General features: G+C 67.6%; 9 protein-coding genes, 1 tRNA gene and 1 pseudogene. 1 reads left to right on the plus strand and 10 read right to left on the minus strand.

Features of this window, described 5'->3' with window-relative positions; genetic code table 11:
* Positions 1–61: 61 nt before the first annotated feature.
* Complete coding sequence (locus tag AB0A95_RS27930; protein WP_357558741.1) at positions 62–6,430, minus strand: RHS repeat-associated core domain-containing protein; 6,369 nt, start codon at positions 6,428–6,430, stop codon at positions 62–64.
* Between the two features lie 215 nt (positions 6,431–6,645).
* The gene (locus tag AB0A95_RS27935) at positions 6,646–10,518 is read right to left on the minus strand and encodes a LamG-like jellyroll fold domain-containing protein (RefSeq protein WP_357558710.1); all 3,873 of its coding nucleotides are present in this window, start codon (positions 10,516–10,518) and stop codon (positions 6,646–6,648) included.
* A 1,051-nt stretch (positions 10,519–11,569) separates the two neighbouring features.
* On the opposite strand from AB0A95_RS27935, the gene AB0A95_RS27940 reads away from it, so the two are divergent.
* Positions 11,570–12,622, plus strand: a complete 1,053-nt coding sequence (locus tag AB0A95_RS27940) for a hypothetical protein (RefSeq protein ID WP_357558711.1) — start codon at positions 11,570–11,572, stop codon at positions 12,620–12,622.
* A 1,065-nt stretch (positions 12,623–13,687) separates the two neighbouring features.
* Here AB0A95_RS27940 and AB0A95_RS27945 read toward each other — a convergent pair.
* The 8 genes and pseudogenes from AB0A95_RS27945 to AB0A95_RS27980 all read right to left on the minus strand — a co-directional run.
* A pseudogene (locus tag AB0A95_RS27945) lies at positions 13,688–13,996 on the minus strand (IS701 family transposase); the annotation flags it as partial.
* 580 nt (positions 13,997–14,576) lie between these two features.
* Positions 14,577–14,831, minus strand: coding sequence for a hypothetical protein (locus AB0A95_RS27950; RefSeq protein ID WP_357558713.1), 255 nt, complete (start codon positions 14,829–14,831; stop codon positions 14,577–14,579).
* Between the two features lie 271 nt (positions 14,832–15,102).
* Positions 15,103–15,176: transfer RNA gene (locus tag AB0A95_RS27955), tRNA-Pro, on the minus strand.
* A gap of 193 nt (positions 15,177–15,369) precedes the next feature.
* Entirely contained in the window at positions 15,370–16,776 is a 1,407-nt protein-coding gene (der, locus tag AB0A95_RS27960) for a ribosome biogenesis GTPase Der (RefSeq protein ID WP_357558714.1), read from the minus strand.
* A gap of 55 nt (positions 16,777–16,831) precedes the next feature.
* Positions 16,832–17,512, minus strand: a complete 681-nt coding sequence (gene cmk / locus AB0A95_RS27965) for a (d)CMP kinase (RefSeq protein WP_357558716.1) — start codon at positions 17,510–17,512, stop codon at positions 16,832–16,834.
* Positions 17,513–17,709: 197 nt separating this feature from the next.
* Positions 17,710–18,480, minus strand: a complete 771-nt coding sequence (locus AB0A95_RS27970; protein ID WP_357080583.1) for a pseudouridine synthase — start codon at positions 18,478–18,480, stop codon at positions 17,710–17,712.
* On the minus strand, positions 18,467–19,381 hold the full coding sequence (gene scpB, locus AB0A95_RS27975; RefSeq protein ID WP_357558717.1) for an SMC-Scp complex subunit ScpB: 915 nt from the start codon (positions 19,379–19,381) through the stop codon (positions 18,467–18,469). Before scpB ends, AB0A95_RS27970 begins: the two co-directional genes overlap by 14 nt.
* On the minus strand, positions 19,374–20,366 hold the full coding sequence (locus AB0A95_RS27980; protein ID WP_357558718.1) for a segregation/condensation protein A: 993 nt from the start codon (positions 20,364–20,366) through the stop codon (positions 19,374–19,376). The genes scpB and AB0A95_RS27980 overlap by 8 nt, the downstream gene beginning before the upstream one ends.
* Positions 20,367–20,387: the final 21 nt, after the last annotated feature.

Genomic DNA, 20,387 nt, shown 5'->3' on the forward strand with positions numbered 1-20,387 from the left:
CCCGCCACCTTGCACTATTCCGTAACTCTGACATCACTGAACGATCCACTGAAAGGCCACCTTAGTACTCGATAACGGTGAATGCATCTGAGCAAGACATTCCAGCTGAACCAGCGAAAGCAAACGGCGGGATCGGGGTAACTTCAATTCCAACACCACCTGAGACGCCTACCTGATAGTTGCCGTCGAAGTCGGTTTCTCCGGTGGCTCCTGCTACGAAACCTTCACCGCCCACCACCTGCGCGTAGGGGTTACATCCTCCCTTCTCCGCGATTCGTTGATTAGAATAACTGATACCGCCGGTCGCCTCGAATCCGGCACTTGGGCCCGCGCCGAGTTTGAATCCGCCACCGAGCCCTATGCCCTTGTCATCAACTTCGATACACGCCTCGACCGACAGGGCCGCACCGATCTGCCCGCCAACTCCCCCGCAGAAATTTACCGTCCCAAAGTGTCCTTGATCTTTTTTGGCCGCTTTTTCCGGTTTGATCGGCGGTAGGAGCATTTCGCCCGGCATGATGCAATTCCGAGCTGGGGTCGGCCACAGACAAGCGTTGGTAACCCCCGACTCTCTCCACCCCACCTCTTTCCACGGACTTCCCGGGGTCCCCGGGGTCGTGCGGCAGTTTATGCAGTGCAACGGCGCCTTGATGTTGCCCTTCTGCCCCTTGGCGCTCGTAGAGCTCTTACCGCTCTTCCGACCCCAGGATTTGTTCTTCTCAGTGCCGCAACCCCCATGACATCCACCGGCACCGCGAAGATCGCCGGCAACGAGCGGTCGCGGGTCATAGCCGTAACAGTCGAACTCTAAGCAATCTGCCGGAATGAGCCCGCTGGCATCACTTGATGTAATCGGGCTATTGTTAGCATAGGAGTAACCGTTCCACTGCTGCGGACTAGAGAAGTCGATAATTGGGTCAACCGAGATGAACCGGGCCAACATTTGATCGTACTTGCGAGCTCCGATGTTAATAAGGTTTGTGCGGTCGTTGTCGCCGCCGACGAAGCCCTTGTTGTTAGGCCACGTTGGCTTTGACCCGCGTGGGGTGCCGTAGGGGGTTTGCCGGCGGATGTCGACTTTTTGGGTGCCGGCGTTGATGGCGATCTGTTGGGTGCCTTGGTGGTCGCTGTAGAGCCACGTCAGGGCGGTGACTTCTGAGCCTGCGGTGCGGCTGGCGCAGGTGACGCCGGCGAAGTCGTAGTAGCGGGTGCCGATGTTGGCGCCGCCTTGGCGGCGGATTTCCTGGCCGGGTAGGTACAGGGTGGTGCCGGTGCTGTCGCGGCGGATGAGCCTGACGCCGTTGACGTCGTAGATGTTCGTCTCGATGGTCTCGCTGCCGGTTTTGACGGTGGCGAGCTTGCCCTCGGCGTCCCAGCCCAGTGTTTGGCTGTTGGTGCCCGTGGCGCAGTCGTTCGCGCTGTCGCCGGTGGGCCGGCAGGTGGTGTTACCCGCATCGTCGTAGCCGTACTTGGTCGCCACCGTCGGCTGCCCGGGGGCTTCGGTGCTCATTTGGGTGACGGCGTGTGGCCGTACGACATTCTGGCCACCGTCGGGCACGGCGTAGCTGCGGGTGGTGTTCCCGCTGCTGGCGTGGCTGGTCTCGGTGAGCCGGCTGCCGGTGTCGTTGACGGTCCAATCCTGCCAGTAGGGCGCTGGTCCGCCCAGGTTGTCGAGGATCGGATCCGTGTCGCAGGAAATCTCGGGCTTCGGGGTCCATGCGCTCTTCAGACGGCCCAGAGCGTCCTCACGGAAGCACTGAACCTCTGCCTGACCGATCTCAGGCGTGTCGGCGATCGACGTGAAGTTGCCGGCGTCTTTGTAGGAGTAGTTGCGATCCGAGACGGTGCCGGCGGCGCCAGACCGCTCAACAATCGTCCGCTTGATCCGGCGGGTCGATTCCTCTCGGTAGACGGTGTCCTGGGTGAAGGAATCGCTGTTTCCGGGGACCTTGTAGATCGAACTCTTACGCTCGCCGTAGGCGGTGTAGGCGGCGGTTGCCATGGTGTCGGGGATGGGGGACCCAGTCAGGCTGGTGTCCAAGCGGACGGGCATGCCGGTCGTGGTGTCGTAGTCGGTGGTCAGCTGCTCGGTGACCAAGCCGCCGCCGGCCGGGTAAGACATTGACGTCGGAGCGCCGGTGAACTGGGAGTACCCGAAGACATAAACATACGTCTGGTTGAGGCCGGTCTCGACCGGCGGAATCACGTAGTTCACGCCGAAGGGTTGGTAGCGCTCGTCGAAGCTGCGCACCTGCCATTTGTAGGCGCTCGCGGTGCCGGCTGAGTCGTAGTCGTAGCGGATGCTCTGGGTCAGCTGCCCCCTGATTCCCGTACTCTGACCGCTGTAGAGGGTGTCGTACTTCCACTCGGAGCGCAGTCGTCCGCTGGCTGAGTCGTCGCGAAGTTGCGTCTTGCGACCCAGTTGGTCGTAGCCGTACCACAGGGCCTCACCGCGGGCGTCGACGGTTTTCTGCAGGGTGTCGTCGTCGTTGAAGGTGCTGGTTGTGGTGCCCTTGTCCGGGTCGGTGGTTCGCCAGAGGCGGCCCTTGGCGTCGTACTCGTTGGTCCACTGGTTGCCGGCGGAGTCGGTGTGCGTCGTCGCCTGGCCCTTGCGGTTGAAGGCGTAGGTGGTTTCCAGGTAGGCGCCGTTGACGCCGGAGGTCGTGGTGTGTTGCCGCAACGCGACGGTCCGGCCCTCGACGTCGGTGACCGTGGTGGTGGGGGTGCCACCCTCCGGCGGGGTGACCTTCGTCAGGTCACCCTCGTGGCTGGTGACGGTGCGCCATTGCTCGACGAGGTTCGTGATGCCGTCGCCAGCGAGGTAGATGCTGTTCGTCGGACGCGACGCCTGGTCGAAGACGGTCCTGGTTAGAGCGGGCAGGGACCAGTCTGGTTCGGACCAGAGAACGCCTGAGGGTGCGCCGGGTTCCGCATGAGCGGCGTAGCTTGCCGCCTCACGCCCGTACTCGTCGTAGATGGTGTCCGTGACAACGCGATCGCTGCCGCCGCCCAGCGACAGTGCCTGGGTCTGCCGCGGGCGCAGCAGCCCGTCGAGGATCTGGAACGAAGTGACGTACTTGCCGTCCGGGTTCAGGGTCTGCGACGTGACGTAGGGGTAGCTGTCGCGCCCAGGGGCGAAGGTGTAGGTGTAACGCGCGGACGGCGCGTTCGGGTTGGCGGTGCTCGTCCACCCTTGCTTCCACACCTTGGCGACGCGTCCGAGCGCGTCGTAGTTCACCTCGGAGGTGATCTTCGCGTTGGGGTCGGTGGTCTTCGTCGTCGAGCCCCAGTAGGGGTTGGACTCCACCTTGGACTGCCAGTTCAGGTGATTGGTGGTGGTGACCTGGGTGATGGGTCCGCCCACCGCCGGGGTGTACGCGGTCGTGGTGAGGTTGCCCCTGATGTCGGTGGAGGTCCGTTGCTTGCCGGCGAAGTCGTAGGTGGCCTGGGAGATCGTCTGCCATGCCGTCCCGGTGCCGGGGATCCAGTCCTTGAGTTGCTCGGTCATGGTTACCGAGCCGAAGGTGGGCGCCGTGTCGACGCTGGTCGCGCCGTCGTAGTAGCTGCGGGTGTCGGAGATGACGTCATCGACGCTGGTCGGGTTCGTGCCGCAGGCCAAGGCAGTGGTGGTCGTCTGCTTGAGCACCTGCGTGAGGTTCTTGCCCAGGTTGCGGTTGTAGGTGTTGCTGGTGCACTTCTCGTCGCCGGTCTTCGGGAATTCGCCGTCGTCCTGGGACCAGTCGATCGTGCCGTACGTCTGGTCGTATTTGCTGGTGCTGCGCGAGGTGCGCCACCCTCGGGAACCGTCTACGCCCAGGGCGGTGGCGGCGTAGGTCGCCTGGGTGTTGACGAACCGTGCTTCCACCAGGTCGCCGTTGATGGTGCGGCTCGCGGTGGGGTTCGACCGCCACGGCACGTTCACTGTCTTCGACACCGGTTTGGTCGCGACGCCGTTGTAGACGACCTGCTCTCGGATCTGCCCGGAGAACTGGTCCTCGTCGTACACGGTTTCCGAGCCCAGCGACGCTGACACGGTCACGCTGCGGGTACCGCCGGACGGGCTGAGCCTGTCGCCGTGCAGGCCGCGCAGGAACGTCGTCTTGGTCAGTGTCTGCGGGTTACCGTCGTCACCGACGCGGGTGTTGACCTGGGCGTAGCCGCGCCACTGCCCCCACGTCTTCCGATCTGGCCTCGTCAGGCCGTCATCGTCGTCGAAGTGCCACGCCGGGGATCCCTCGTAGTCGTACCAGGTGTGTGTGGTCGGCGAGTACCCCTTCGGGATCTGCACGTCGTCCTCGGCCACGTGCTCGACCCGGTACTTGTGCCACCACTCGGTGACCAGCGCCTTGCCGGTCGGATCGTTCGGGTCCGGCACCTTCACCGGGTAGCAGCGCCGCGCGTTGTCGTGCGGCGCCAGGGACGCCACGATCGCGGCGGTGCACTCGCGTTCCGAATAGTCGACCTTGATGCGCGCGCCGGTCTCGGTGACGATGCTGGACAGCCGCAGCCAGTTGTCCGTGGCGCCGTGCTCGGTCAAGACCCGATTCGCCAGTGACTCCGCACCGAACGTCACCGGTGGCAGGTTGATGGTGCCGCCGACCAGGCCCGCGTGGTCGATCCGGTCCAGCCACAGCCCTCCGTGGGTGGAGTCAGCCGTCGCCGAGAACGTGTGCGACAGCGTCCAGGACTCAACCGGCTGCCAGTCCGGGGTTGACCTGGTGGTGTCCCACACCCGCGTGGTGACGGTCTTCAACCGCTTCGCGGTCCAGAACGTCGGCGAGTACTGCTGGGAGCAGGAAGTGGCCGAGGCCTTGCACTCCTGGTCCCACGGGGTGTCTTTCCAGTTCGCCTCCACCGGCACGGCCTCGGTGCCACAGGTGGTGAAGCAACGCATGTCCGTCTCGAATGTGATCTGCGCGTACGGGGTGGTGCTGCGCTCGGTGACACCGTGCGTCGCGGTCGTCCGGTCGTACGTGCCGTAGTCGATGCGCTTGAGGTAACCGGCCCGGTCGTAGGTCACGTCGTCGGAGTCGGTGACGTTACGGGCGTACTTGTTGCTCTCCTTGCCGTACCAGAGCGACATGGTGTTGCCACGCACGTCGACGACGTAGTCGAGGTTCCACCGCCACGCCTGTACACAGTCCGACCCGGCGAAGGTGCTCTTGTGGCACGGCTCGCTGGTGTGGTTGCCGAACACCGGCACCGTCAGGGTGGAGTCCGTTCCGGTCGACTGGCCCGGCAGGTTGTGCATGCCGAAGAAGTACTGGGTGCCGTCGGTGGTGGTCACCTTCCAGTACTCCCCCACGTCACCGTAGGTGGGGTCGCCGGTGTCGCCGTTGGTCGCACCCGTCAGTTTCTCGATCTTCGAGCCGTCCTCCGCGCGGGAGTGCCAACCCTTACCCGCTTGGTAGATCAGCTCGCCGCCGCGACCGTTGAGGCTCATCGTCGCGTTGTCGGAACGCCAGCACTGGTCGCCGGTCCTCGTGGTATTGGTTGCCCCGTTCTTCATGTCGTCGGCGCAGGGCACGTAGCGCCGCTCGATGAAGCCGGAGGAGTAGTCGAATCCCTCACCGATCCACGACGGTTGGTTGTTCGTGACCTCCGACCGGCCATCGACCGCCGACGACGAGTAGCTCAGGGCGACCGACGGGGACGGGCCAGTCGCCGGCGGGACACGCAGTGGGTAGTTCCACGAGAAGTCGCCGGCGTTGCCGCCGCTCGACCACGTCGAGGAGGGAGCGAGGCTCGTGGCGCCGAAGTCACCATCTGAACCGGCAGAGCCAGCGGCCAGCATCAGGAACGAGCCCGATGCGGACGTGGATGTGACGCTCACGTCGGCGGTGGCGATCCCCGCGGTGGTGTCGTTCACGGTGTGCAGCGGCACCGACCGGCAGCTCGGGCTGGTGGGGTTACTCATCGCGCAGTTCGGCACCTGCCACAACCGCAGGCGCGACGCCCAGGACCCGCCGGCCGCGTGTCGGAAGGAGTCGTAGTTGACCGATACCTCCGCCACCCCGGTTGGGGCGCCCGGCGGGGCGGTCAGCTGCATCATCAGGCCATCGCGCCAGGCCTGCGGGAGGGTTGCCCGGTCCACGATCTTCACGTCGAGTTGGGCGAGCGGCTCGCCTGCCGTGCCGGTGCCTCGGTCTACCCAGACCGGGAGCGCGCCGGCTTGGACGCCGCGGCTGCTGGCCGTGCGGGCTGAGGCCGTCGGGAGGTCGACCCGGGCGGCTGCGGGAGCAGGCCACTTGGGCGCCGGCGTGGGGGCGGGGGTGACCCTGCTCTGCTGCCAGGCTTTGCCTCTGGCCACCGGGCCGCCGTCACGGTCCAGCTTCTCCGCCGGCGGCTTCGACGGCTGCCGAGGTGCCGCTGCCTGCGCCGGCACGTACGGCACCAGGGACAGCACCAGTGACGCGACCAGTGAACCGATCAACGTCGACCGCCGACCGCTCGTACCGAGATGCCTCCGGCGCACCCGCCGTAGGCCGCGCACAGACCGTGCCGACATGAGCTGTTCCTCTCCAACAACCGCTAAAGCTGGGGGCATTCACAGGGGGTGGACCGATCGTTGCCAGACGGGGGACATCGGTCGCTTCTGCACGGCCCGGCAGAGTCGGGCGGCGCAGAAGGCGCCCTACCGTGGGGTCATCGGCGCCAGATGATCGTTCCGACGGGGTCGAGCAGCATCAGGTCACCGTTGTCGCGCACCACCAGTTGGCTCGCGGCCGTACCTGCGGTGTCGGTCGCCGACAGAGCTACGCCATCGCTGCGGTAGACCACGAGGTTGCCGTCGGTCTGCAGGGTCACGTAGGCGCCGGGATTGTTCCAAGTGCTGGTGTCCCAGATGGGGAAGCCTGCCTGACTGAGGACCAGGTTGCCGTCGTCCTGCATCAACAGCTGGTAGTTGCCGACGTCCGAGCGCAGATACTGACCAGCGGTCAGGATCTCCCCCTCGTGCAGGGTGTTCGTGCCAGGGGTGCCCGGAACCTGCGAGTTGTACCAGTCGAACATCGCGCTGCCACCCATCGCGCCCTGAAATAGCGCGACGTTGTCGATGCCGCCGACCCACTGATCCACGACCTGGTCGTTCCACAACGCGCGGCCCACCAGCAGCGGTCCGCTCGACGCCATCGGCGTGAAACCGACAGCCTGGGTGCCTTCCAGCAGACCGTTGACGTAGAGGCGAATCTCGTGACGACCCGCGTCGTACACGCCGGCCAGGTGAGTCCACACATCGGTGGCGGCCGGGTTCACTGACCGCACAGAAGTCGCGGGCGTGGTCGGGGTGTCCTCGTCGCTGACGGCGAACTGCCACCTGCCGACATCGGACTGGAACTTCAACCAGGCCGCACTCTGATGCACACCTCGCTGGGACACCGCGGTGCGCATGCCCTCGGCATCCGCCATCACCCAGGCCGACATGGTGAACGAGTCATCGGTGCGCAGCACCGGCTTCTCCTGCCACACGTTCAGCTCGTTACCGTCGCCGTCGGTGCTCGGCGCGAGCTTGATGGCGCTGCGCCCATACTCCTCCGTGATCTCGTTGTGGCCGTCGTCCGGGAAGTACAGGTGGTCGAGCCACAAACCCTGTCCACCGCCGTATCCGGCAGCCGCCTCGGACCCCTTGGTCAACGCCAACCAGCGTCCCCGCTCCGGCATCGAGTCCGGCGCCTCGCAGGTGTCCTTCCAGTCAGGCATATAGCAAGAGACAGCGCCATCGAAGTTCCAATCGCTGACGCGAACCGGCGACATAATCCCGGGCTCGTTGAAGCCACTCGATCCGGGGTCGGTCGCGAGTTGACCGGTGAAGTCCTGTGCCACGAGTACGCGGTCGAAGACCTGCACGTCGGCCACAGATCCGTTGAAGAAGTTGCCTGACACGCCAGATCCGGTGGCCCGGTCGCGGCCCACGTGGAAGGGGCCTCTGGCGTTCCACGCCGCCGTCCATGCTGTGGACGCCACCGGGGCACCGTCGATGAACAGGGTCAGGGTGCGGGCGGCCTCGTCGTAGGAGAAGGCGACGTGCCTCCACCGATTGACGTCAGCGGCGTTGATCGCGGTCGGCGACGTGAGCGAGGTCCATTCGGAGCCGGTGCAGTCGCCGTTGTGGGTCGTCACGTTCCACCTCGGGCCGCCGTTTTGAACGATGCCGAAGAAGAACCCGAAGGTGCACTCGCCGCTCTGGGTGGCGATGGCCATGTTGTACCCCGGCACGCTGGTCAGCCGCACCCACGTCGCCACGCTGTAGGACCTCGACGTGTCGATCACCGGTGCGGACGTCGACAGGAACGCATCGGTGCGGTCGAGTGTGGCAGTCTGCCCACCGACGAGCCGGAGGTCATTGGACCAGGTGACGTTGCTCGGGATCAGCGGGGAGTTGGCCGGTTCCGGCTTGCCGTCAGCCAACGCCGCGGCCTGGCTCATGCCCGGGTACGTCTCCAGGCCCCACTTGGCGACCGGCCCGGACGGGTGCCGGACGCTGAACTCCACCGATCCGTTGCCCTCGTTCAAGGTCGCGTCGATGGCCTTCACGAACAGCACGTTGCGCCCGAAGCTCATCGCCGTCAGATCAATTTCGGCGTACCTCGGGCTAGTGCCCTGAGCCGCCACTTCCTTCGTCGCGGCGTCCCAGCCGTACTGGAACTTCGTCACGTCGGTGTCGGGCGACTCGATACGAACCCGGCCTCTTTGACCCGGCCCCGCCGGCACCGTCACCATCCGCGCCGTCACCGCGGGCACCGAGGTGTCCACGACGAACACGCACCACCCCGACCAGGGCCCGGTCAACGAGTACGGAGACTTGTCCGTTCCCCTGGCGCGGAACGCGTACGCCCTACCCGTGCTGGCAGAAACCGCCGCGCTCGTCGTCCGGGAATTCGGGCTGATACCTCCCTTGTTCGGCGGTGGAGACCGACGCGCCGGGTAGGTGTCCGTCACGGCGCCGATACCGCCGCCCGGCACCTCAATCCACTCGAACGACGCCGTCAACGAGTCCGCCGGGTCAGCGTCCGGGAACACCGCCGAGAAGGTCGGGCTCAACGTGCCGATGGTCACGATACCCCCGCTCAGGCAGGCCACCCCGGCAGCCTGCAGCCCATTGGGCGCGCCTGGCTTGGTGTCGTAATCAACGATCAGCTTGGCATCGGCCGGATGGAACCTCTTCCACCGAACCTGGATCGACTCACCCGACCCGTCCGCGGCACGGGCCGTGAACCCAACCGGGAACGAGTTCCAGTTGCCCGTCGCGGCGGCCTGCATCTGGTTCGTCACCGTCGCGCCCGAAAAGTTCATGATCATGTCGGGCTGGTTGGGTCCGCAACCCCCGGTCTCGTTCGCGTGACCCGACGCGTCATCCAGGAAGCTCTTCAACGCCATTTTTGACCAGGTGGCCTTCATCGTCGCGTTGATCGACGGCGTCAGGTACATCGAGGTGACGGTGTTGTCACAGGACCAGGAGTGATCCAGCTTCATCTGCACGTACGCCGACTCGATGTGCTTCCCCTTGAGCGACACACCGTTCGCGGTCGTCGAGAACTCGAAAAACGACCGATACAACGCGCCCGTTTCCGAGTTCAGCCCAACCCGCGCGACGGAGATGTCCGTGTTCGTCGAGCTGTTGTCGGTGGCGTACGCCCACTTGGCCTTGTAGACCGACCACGCCGGATCGACGAACATCGGGAACACCGCGCTCGGCGATCCCAACAACTCCTCGTCTGGGCGCAACACCAGATTCCCGCCCGACAACTCGACCGCGACGGGCGCGACCTGCGCTGCGTCACCGGCAACCTCAGCCGTCGAGACCGAGCGCTGCTCCGGCATACTCGACGGCGCCGACCTTCGCGCTCCAGCATCGACACGCGAGTCCCACATGACCGCCGGCTCCGACGAGGCGAACACGCTCCGACCGACCGCAGCCTGCAGCCGCCCGTCCGGACCGAGACGCACCTGCGGGTCGCCACCGAGCCGGAACCGAATCTCGCGCAGCGCCGGGTTCGCCGCAGCCGCAGCCGACTTGATGACCAACGCGTGGGTGAACCCGGTCGCCGTGGCCCGCACCACCAGATCCACACCCGCCAACACCTCGGGGTAGGTCGCCGAGTCGCCCGACACGCTCGGCGTCGGCAGGGCGCCACCCGGCCACGACAAGGTCATCGTCTTGCCATCACGGCGAAGCGTCACCAGCGGCGCAGCGCCGCCACCGGAAAATGCCACATCGGCGACGGCAGCCGACGGCCGCCAGGAGCCATCCCCTCCACGGGCGAGACCTAGATCAACATCCTTCCACGCACCCGCCTTGCGGGTGCGCTGCGGAACAACTGAGGCCTCAAACCGAAGTCTTCCATCCGGCTGCGCCGTCACCTGAGCGAGCTCTGTTCGCGAGCTGTCCACCACCACCGGCTGGCCACACGACGTGGCCAGCGCCAAGGCTTCTGCGTCAGAGCCGGCCACCCCCGCGCATGCCGGGGCGGCGGCAGCACGACCCGGATCGGGCACCGCAACCGCAGTCGCGGTCGTCAACGCCGCCACCCACACAGCCAGCCCACGACGCCACCGACGGTCCACGTCACACCCAATCGATCAGGAAACAGTGGGCCGGACCATAGCCAGCCCCCGGTTGGTTGCACAGCCCCCATACAGCCGGCACTCACCAAGCCGTAGCACCCGACACCACCGCAGATGCATTCACATCGATTGGATTGTGGCTGTGGGCTGACCCCATCACCCACGGTGATCAACATGGGAATCGAAGTGACCTAAGCCACAGCAGCATGAGCGAGGGTCCGCTCGGTCGGTGAAGATCCCAAAGATCGTTTAAGCCCTTCATCGGCTGACTGGCTGCCTATTGTCGTAGTCGACCGCGAACACGCTCCTCGCCGCCTCAACACCCTCGCGAGGAACCCTCATCGCCTGGCCCTGACCGCCAAGTCGGACCACGCCAGGCACCCCACCCGCCACCGCGCCCGTACTGGCCACGGCCGCCCAGGGACGTGCCCTTGGACGACGATCTACCCAGCGCGTGCTGCACAGGCCCGGCGAGGATCAAGCGGGCGGACGACGCTCTTACCGGGAGGCTCCCTGTTGGAGCGTCGAAGATGCGCCCGGCCGAACAACCACGTCACGGGCATTGCCTATGGATTCGACGTCTCCCAACGGCCGATCCCGCACGCCCACGATGACCCTCAGGCTGGCGTCGAAGAAGGCTCGCAGTGCGCTGTGCTGCCGCAGCTCCCGACCACTGGCTGACGCGCTCCGTGTCGCGCCGACCGTGATTCCCGGCTGTCGCATCGGCTTCGTGCAGGAGCGGCGGCGTCCGCCGCCCGGCACTGCGAGGTAGTCACGGTGCACGGCGACGCGGCCAAGATCACGATTGGGAGTCGGGTCCGACTGGGCCGTTGACCCTCCGGCACTTCTCCCGTGTGCTGTGCGCGGGCGGGACGCCCAGATCGGGGGCGCGACAATGGAATCCACGGCACCGGGACCGGAACCCGTTACGCCGCCCGGACCACGCCGACGCGGCAGATGGATCGCGGCCGCGCTGGCAGGACTGCTGATCAGCGGGGCCGCCGGAGTGACGCTCTGGCGAGCGAACGCCACCCGATCACCGGCATCCGCCGACGCCGTCGCACCGGCCTCTGCACGGGAACTCCTGGCCAAGCTGCCGCGCCGGCTGATGCCGCCGGCCGCCCCGACCACCCTGCCCACCGACCGGGCCGTAGGACGTGGAGCCCTGCTCTACCACATCAACGACCTCGGCAACGTCAACAGCGCAACCGGCGGCTTGCCTCGATTGCCGATCTACCTGGTGACCGCATCCGGTGAACAATTCAGCGTCGGACTGGTCACCATGGGCGAGTTCAGTCGGGCGCTCTCCGCGGACGGGCGGTGGTTGGCCCAGCGCCGAGACGGGCAGTGGTGGATCCGCGACCTCACCGGAACCACCGAGCGAGCCGTCCCGCCCGGGTACGAGGTGCGGCAGTGGTCCTCCGACGGACGGGCACTGCTGCTCGGACAAACCACCGGCGCCAGCGAAGCGTTCACAACGTTCACCCTGCCCACCGGAGAACTGCGCCCGCTGACTTTACCGGCGATGCCGGCCCGCCAAATGCTGGCATTCCTCGACGGGCGGGAACTGGCCACCGCAGAGTTCGACCTCGGCCCGAACCTCCAGCCGCGCCGCCAGGTCACCATCGCCATCCAAGACATCGACGGCCGCAACGCCCGCTCGGTGTCGATCCCCACCACCCACCAGGTAGCTACCGGCGACATCCGCAACGGACTCGTTCCGCTCGTACGCGGTGGAGGCGATCCAGCGACCGCATGGGCTCTCGTCGCACCCCAAGAAGAAGTCCCGACCAGCCAGCCAGCGGGAGCGCCGGCGCAGCCCTCCATGACGCTGGTCGGGGTCGACCTGCGGTCCGGCAAACCAGCCGGCCGCATCGACCTCGTAACGCCCCAGGGCAGCGAGGGCGAGGAATTCATCGGTCTCGCCGGCACCGAAGTCCTCCTGCAACGATGGACCGCAGGCACCGCCGAACTGGTCGCCGCCGACCCGGCCACCGGCCAGCGTCGCGTGCTGACCTCGCTACCCGACCACACACGGGTAATCCTCCCCGGCGACTAACCATGTGGAAGCCTGCGCCAGCAGGTGATGGCACAGGCGAGGGTGAAGGAAGCTTCGTGGAGTCGTCACCGCATCCGCAGGCGGACCCCAGAAGATCTCACCTGACGGCCCCTGTGCGTCGTAAATAACCCTCCACGCCTTACACCAGAGCACGTTCACCACCGACAGGCTCTGCGCCACTCAGTGGACACCTCCGTAAGGTGTAAAGATACCGAGGCTCGCTGCGGTTAGCTGCGATGTTGGTCGGCATGCGGGCTTACTCGAAATTTTGTCCCGCACGCTGCCACCTCCGTTTACGGGGCCACCTGCTCCTGAGGGACCAGGGGAATTGAACCCACGAAGACCTCACGTCAAGCCTCCTCCCCCGCACCGCGGCCGTCCTGCTGCCCTACGCCCAACCCCTGAGCCGCATCCACCGGCTCACCCGCGACGGCTGCTCGACGTCGATGGCGAGCCGCACCTACTCCTGGGTGACCCGCCGAGCCCGCTACCACTGCCGGTCGCGCAACTACTCGAGCAGCTGGGCGCCGACGAGGGCAGCCGCGCCGACCGGTGGCTGTTCCCTGGCAGCCAGCCGCCCACGGAACCCTGTACCGATGGCTCCGCGAGCTCAACTTCCCGCTCATCGAAGCCCGCGTCTCCGCGCTACGTCAGCTCGTGCTCCAAGCACCCGCCCCAGTGATCGCCGACGCGCTCGGCCTCCACCAACCACCACGGCACGCCAGCACACCCATGCCCGGGCCCCGGGCACCCGCAACCCAAGGGTTCCACGCGACCGGTGACAGCTGCCTCGTCCATGAATTGAAAGTCGGCTTCAGTAGTTCTGTTCAGGGCCTAAGTACTGCAACGGCAGTTGGTCAGGGGTAGCCGTGTCGTCGGTAGTGGCAGTTTCTGGCTTGGTGTTGGCGTCGTCGGCGCCAGCGGGACCAGGCCCAGACGTGCTCGGGTGGGTGGGTTGATCGCACTATGAGTGCGGTGAGCAGTCTTCGGATCTCCGGTACGGTGTAGCCGATCATCATGTCGTCGCCGGTGCTGGATCCCCTTTGCGGTAAGGGATCGCGCCACGGACAGCCAGGCATGCGCGGCCATGGACAGGGTGATGTGGGCGTACCAGGCTCGCCAGTCGCGGACCTGGTACTCGTCGAGACCGGCTTCGTTCTTGGCCTGCTGGAAGCATTCCTCGATCGCCCACCGTGCTCCCGCGATGCGGGCCAGGTCGAGCAGGCGGGTGCGGCGGGGCCCGTAACAGACGTAGTACGCGATCTCCCCGGTCGTCATGCTCCGGCGGGCGAGCAGCCAATGCCCCCGGCCCGGTTGCCAGCAGATACGCACCGGCACCCGCGCCCACCAGTACTCGCGGGGGCCGTGGGCACCGCCCTCGGTCTTCCGCGCCTCGGTGGTTCGGTGCTTCCAGGCCCGTCAGGCAACGGGGGCTTCCACCCGGTGGAGCGGGCCGGCCGGCAGACCTGTTCACTGACTCGCGATCCGACGGCGCCGCCCTGCCAGGCGAATAGCTGCGGCAAGCCCTACCCCAGCGCCCGGCGGCACTCGTCGAAGGAGCTGTGCCACTCCCTCACGGCGACCGGCAGCTACTGAGAGCAGCAACAGAGCCACCTAACCGATCAGAATATCGGGTGGAGCCGATCGTCGTCCCTCCAGCACGATGCCCGGATGATGCTCATGGTGCCCGCGGACCCTCTACGGCCGCGTCTGCCCGACGACCACTTCGCGCCCGGAGCCCACCCCGCCCGCGAAGTCGGGCTCAACGTCGCGGTGGTCAACCACGACGCGTTGAGCCGCGACGATCCGCGCCGCGCCGTCGCACGTGCCGGCCGGCGGCGTCGCGGTCTAACGCGGATGGACGCTCCGCAGCGACCGGTACGCCGCCTTCGCCGAAGCCCTCACCGTCTGCGGCGTGTTCCTCCACACCATCCCCGGTGCAGCAGGCCAATGGCTAGGGGTCGACGCAGTACTCCGCGACCGGGGGCGTCCGACGGTTCGCCGAGACCACCCTGCCGATCCACTGGAAAGGACTGAGTCGCATCCCCCGGGACCTGAGCTGGCAGATCCGGCCGACAGCCAGCCCGCTCGGGGCCATGCTCTCCATCCTGGGTGGATAGCCGGTCGAGGCGACGATCGCGTAGCCGTCGTTGACGCTCACCACGAGCACGGAGCGTTCCGTCTTCGCGGCGGCGTCTCCGAGGTTCATCCGCGTCAGGCCGTCCACCACACGTCCGACGGCGATCATTGCTGCTCAGCGGCATGTCCCGAAATCGCCTGCCGTTAAGAGGTCCAGCAGCGACCAAAACTACGCCGGTGCAGTACGCCTACCAGGCGATTGACCGCGGAGGCAACCAAGATCGGCTCGCGAAACTGCCTGAGTCAAGGGTTCCAGCAGCGACTCACACGGCGATGCATTGCGCCAGACCAATACAAAGAGGGCTCCCGCAAGTCACTGACCTGCGGAAACCCTCTCGCTGTCGGGACGGCCGGATTCGAACCGACGACCCCTTGACCCCCAGTCAAGTGCGCTACCAAGCTGCGCCACGTCCCGCCCCCGCGCGGTTTCCCCCGCGGCAGCCGGTACAGCTTAGCGCAGCGGCTCCGGCTCGTCCGCACAGGCCCCACCTGCGTCGTGACGTCACCGAACCCCCCACCGCACAACCCCTAAAGCGTCCTAGGAGGGTGGGGTAGGGAAATGCCGGATGGGCCACCGTGAGAGCCCATCCGGCATTCTGGCGATCAGGTTAGCCGTGTGCCTTGCCTCGACCGCCGGGGCCGAGCTTCTTGCGGGGGCGGACCGAGATTTCGATCGGGCTGCCCTCGTACCCAAACTCCTCACGGAGCTTGCGCTCGACGAAGCGCTGGTATCCCGCGTCGAGCGGGCCGGTGGTGAACAGCACGAACCGTGGCGGCGCCACTCCGGCCTGCGTCGCGAACAGGATCCGCGGCGCGCGACCGCCGCGCACCGGGTGCGGGGTGGCCTGCACCAGCGCGGTCAACCACTGGTTGAGCTGCGCGGTCGGGATCCGGGTCTCCCAGCTGGCCAGTGCCTTGTTCAGGGCCGGGGCCAGCTTGTCCACGGCACGACCGGTCATCGCCGACAGGTTCAGCCGGATCGCCCAGGGGATGCGGCGCAACTCCCGGTCGATCTCCTTGTCCAGGTAGTAGCGACGGTCGGCGTCGACCAGGTCCCACTTGTTGAACGCGATGACCATCGCCCGGCCGGCCTCGGTGACCATCGACAGGATCCGCTGGTCCTGCTCGCTGATCGGCTCGCTGGAATCCAGCAGCACCACGGCCACCTCGGCGGCCTCGATGGCACCGGCGGTGCGCAGGCTGGCGTAGTACTCGGTGCCGCTGGCCTTGCCGACCCGCTTGCGCAGACCCGCCGTGTCGACGAGTTGCCAGGTCTGACCACCGATCTCGACCAGGCTGTCCACCGGGTCCACAGTGGTGCCCGCCACCGAGTCGACAACCGCCCGATCCTCACCGGAGAAGCGGTTGAGCAGGCTGGACTTGCCCACGTTCGGCCGCCCGACCAGCGCCACCCGCCGGGGTCCGCGCGGCCGGTTCTCGACGATCGACGGCGCTTCCGGCAACGCGGCGAGGATGGCGTCCAGCAGGTCGCCGGAGCCGCGTCCGTGCAGCGCGGAGACCGGGAACGGTTCACCGAGACCGAGCGACCAGAGCGAGGTCGCCTCCATCTCGATGGAGGTGTTGTCGGCCTTGTTGGCCACCAGGATCACCGGCTTGGCGCTGCGCCGCAGCATCTTCACCGCTGCCTCGTCGACGTCGGTGGAGCCCACCATCGCGTCGACCACGAACAGGACCACGTCGGCGGTGACGACCGCCGTCTCGGCCTGCGCCGCGATGGCCGCGGCCCGGTCCTTCGCGTCCGGTTCCCAACCGCCGGTGTCCACCACGGTGAACGCGCGGCCGTTCCACTGCGCGTCGTACGGCACCCGGTCCCGGGTCACACCGGGAACGTCCTCGACGACCGCCTGCCGCCGGCCGATGATCCGGTTGACGAGCGTGGACTTACCCACGTTGGGGCGGCCGACCACGGCCACCACCGGCTGGGGTCCGCTCGGCTCCTCGACGGCGACGTCGGGCTCCCGCAGCTCGACCCACCCACCACCATCGCTACTCATGCCGCTCCTCCGCTTCGCTCCGGACCGCCATGAGACACAACCGCGCCGAACTCACTCATGCGACACCCCGCTCGGTGAGCAGGTCGCGCAGCCGCGCCACGACCTCGTCGATGCCCAGCTCCGTGGTGTCCAGCACCACCGCGTCCGGTGCCTGCGCCAGTGGGTTGACCTTGCGGGTCGAGTCGAGACGGTCCCGGCGCGCCAGGTCGGCGGCGGTGGCCGCCACGTCGGCGGCGTCCTCGGCGCTGCGTCGGGCCGCGCGGGCCGCCTCGGAGGCCGTCAGGAAGACCTTCAGGTCCGCGTCCGGCGCGACGACCGAGCCGATGTCACGACCCTCGACGACCATCCGGCCCGCGTTGGCGATCATCTCGCGTTGCCGGGCGACCATCAGCTCGCGGACCGCCGGCACCGCGGCGACGGCGGAAACCGCGCCGGTCACCTCCGGGCCCCGGATATCCGCGTCCACGCCCACGCCGTCGACGGTCACGGCATACCCCTGCGGGTGGGTGCCGATGTGCAGCTTGACCTCGCTGGCGACCTTCGTCACCGACGCGGCGTCGGTGAGGTCCACGCCGGAGCGCAGCACCGCCCACGTGATCGCCCGGTACATCGCCCCGGTGTCCAGGTAGCGCGCTCCCATGACGACGGCGAGGCGCCGCGACACTGTGGACTTACCCGAACCGGACGGCCCATCCACAGCGACCACACATCGCCCGGTCCGTACGTTTTCCTGCACCGTGTCCTCCTCAGCCCGTACCTCACGGATCGCCCGGTGAGTGGCGCCGCAAGCGGTTCGTCAATCGTCATCAATCATGCCCGCGGTCCGTGGCGGACCCGCGCGCGACACCGCCGGGGGCGACCCACGCCACCTCCGGCTGCCGCGTCCCGGCCGTCGGTGGAGCCTACCGGCAGCCGTACCCGGAACCCCCGGGGTCAGTCGCCCACCGCGTTGAAGAGCGCGGCGACCTCGGCGTTGGTCAACCGCCGGATCCGCCCGGTCCGCAGGTCACCGAGCCGAATAGGCCCGATCGAGGTACGCACCAGCCGGGTGACCGGGTGGCCGACCTCCTCCATCAGTCGCCGGACGATGTGTTTGCGGCCCTCGTGCAGGCTCAGCTCCACCTGGGCGCTTTTGCCCAGAGTGTCCACCACCTTGAACGAGTCGACCTTGACCGGCCCGTCCTCCAGCTCGACGCCGGCCAGCAGCCGCTTGCCCAGGTTGCGCGGGATCGGCCCGACCACCTCGGCGAGGTACGTCTTCAGCACCTCGTACGACGGGTGCATGAGCCGGTGCGCCAGGGTGCCGTCGTTGGTGAGCAGCAGCAGGCCCTCGCTGTCCGCGTCGAGCCGCCCGACGTGGTAGACCCGCTGCTCCACCCGGTTGCCGATGAACTCGGCCAGCTCGTTGCGGCCCTTGTCGTCGGCCATTGTGGTAACCACCCCGCGCGGCTTGTTCATCGCCACGTAGACCAGGCGGATGTCGACCTGGAGGCGCTCCCCGTCCACGTGGATCACCGCGGTGGCCGGGTCGACCTTGTCACCGAGTTTGGCGACCCGCCCGTCCACGGTGACCCGGCGGCGGAAGATCAGGTCCTCGCAGGCGCGCCGGGAACCCACGCCGGCGGCGGCGAGCACCTTCTGTAGGCGCTCAGCCCCCTCGTAGACGGGCGCGTTGGGTTTCGGGGAACGGTTATCGGGTCGCATCAGCAAGCTCTTCTACGTCGTCGGGCAGGAAGGGTGCGAGGGGCGGCAGCTCGTCGACGGTGTTCAGCCCGAGCTTTTCCAGGAACAACGTGGTGGTCCGGTAGAGGAACGCCCCGCTGTCCTGTTCGGTGCCGCACTCCTCGACGAGGCCGCGGGTGACCAGCGTACGGATGACCCCGTCGCAGTTCACACCCCGGATGGCTGAGATTCGCGAACGGGTCACCGGCTGCTTGTAGGCGACCACGGCGAGCGTCTCCAACGCCGCCTGGGTCAGCCGCACCGATTGCCCGTCCAACACGAACCGTTCGACGTACGTAGCGTATTCCGGCCGGGTGTAGAGCCGCCACCCACCGGCCGCCCGCCGCAGCTCGAACCCGTGCCCGGCCGCTGTGTAACCGGCCGCGATCTCGTCGAGCATCGGCCCGACCCGTTCGGCGGGCTGCTCCAGCACCTGCGCCAGGACCAACTCGCTGACCGGCTCGTCGACCACCAGCAGGATCGCCTCCAGCGCGCCACGCAGCTCGGCGTCGGGCAGCTCGGGCGCGGGCTCCGGCGCGGCCGTCGCCCGCCGCCGTCCGACAACCTCCCGACGGGGTACGCCCCCAGCCCCACCCGACTCCCCCACCCCCGAACCCGACACGTCCGCGCCCGACTCAGCGGAGATCTTGGAAGATTCCGGCCCCTGGAGGGGCACTTTCCCTCCAAGATCTCCCTGGGCCGGCAGTGGAGCCTTCGCCGACTCTTCCGGTAACGGGGTCGACTCGACCGGCAGCGGAGCCGTTGTCGACACGTCTGTGGTGTCGGGGGTGTCCTCGGCGGCGGGCGGGCGGGGGCGGTCCCACGGGGGGACCCAGGCGGCAGCCTGGTCGGCCAGCGAGTCCCGGCGTTCCTCGTCACTCATCCCGCGCACCCTTCGTCACTCCCGTCCCGTCCGGCCCACCGGCCTCCCCCGCCGGCCCAGGCTCGACCCCCGCCGGCCCAGGCTCGACCCCCGCCGGTTCAGGATCGGCCGGGGTGCCGGCGTACTCGTCGACGTGCAGCTCCGTGTCGCCGTCGGTCGGGCCGGTCCAGCGCACTGTCAGCTCCTCCAGGGCCTGCTCCTGCACGAAGGACACCAGGCCCTCCCGGTACAGCTCCAGCAGCGCGAGGAACCGGGCCACCACCTCCAGGGTGGCCTCGCAGTCCGCGCAGAGCAGCGAGAACGTGGCGGTGCCGGCCCGACGCAGCCGGGTAGCGAGAATCGCCGCGTGTTCTCGGACACTGACCCGGACCATGTGCACGTGGGCGATGGACACCTCCGGCACCGGTTTCGGGGTCATCGCCTTCACGGCCAGCTTCAGCAGCCGCTGCGGGCCGATGCCGAGCACCAGGTCGGGCAGCGCGTCGGCGTAGCGGGCCTCCAGACTGACCGCCCGCGGGTACCGTCGACCGCCGACCGCCTCCAACTCGGCGATGTGTGCCGCCGCCTCCTTGTACGCCTTGTACTGCAACAGCCGGGCGAAGAGCAGGTCGCGGGCTTCCAGTAGGGCGAGGTCGGCTTCGTCCTCCACCTCGGCGGCGGGCAGCAGCCGGGCGGCCTTCAGGTCGAGCAGGGTCGCGGCGATGAGCAGGAACTCGCTGGCCTCGTCGAGGTCCCAGTCGTCGCCCATCGCCCTGATGTAGGCGATGAACTCGTCGGTGACCGTGTGCAGGGCCACCTCGGTGACGTCGAGCTTGTGCTTGCCGATCAGTTGCAGCAGCAGGTCGAACGGGCCGGTGAAGTTGGCCAGGCGCACCGTGAAGCCGGTGGCGGCCGGGTCCGCGGGCGGCACACCGTCGACCGCGGCCGGAGCGGCGGTCTCGGGCGGGTCGAGGGGTGGCGCGGTCACCGCACGACCGTAGTCCACGAGGTGGGCACCGGGCGTTCC

Origin of the sequence: Micromonospora sp. NPDC049230, assembly GCF_040647875.1 — a bacterium.
GTDB lineage: Bacteria > Actinomycetota > Actinomycetes > Mycobacteriales > Micromonosporaceae > Micromonospora.

What these genes read in the sequence shown, in the direction of transcription:
- AB0A95_RS27950 (WP_357558713.1), bottom strand. Translation starts at nt 14,831, where the DNA reads ATGAACCTCGGAGACGCCGCCGCGAAGACGGAACGCTCCGTGCTCGTG.
- der (WP_357558714.1), bottom strand. Translation starts at nt 16,776, where the DNA reads ATGAGTAGCGATGGTGGTGGGTGGGTCGAGCTGCGGGAGCCCGACGTC.
- AB0A95_RS27970 (WP_357080583.1), bottom strand. Translation starts at nt 18,480, where the DNA reads ATGCGACCCGATAACCGTTCCCCGAAACCCAACGCGCCCGTCTACGAG.
- scpB (WP_357558717.1), bottom strand. Translation starts at nt 19,381, where the DNA reads ATGAGTGACGAGGAACGCCGGGACTCGCTGGCCGACCAGGCTGCCGCC.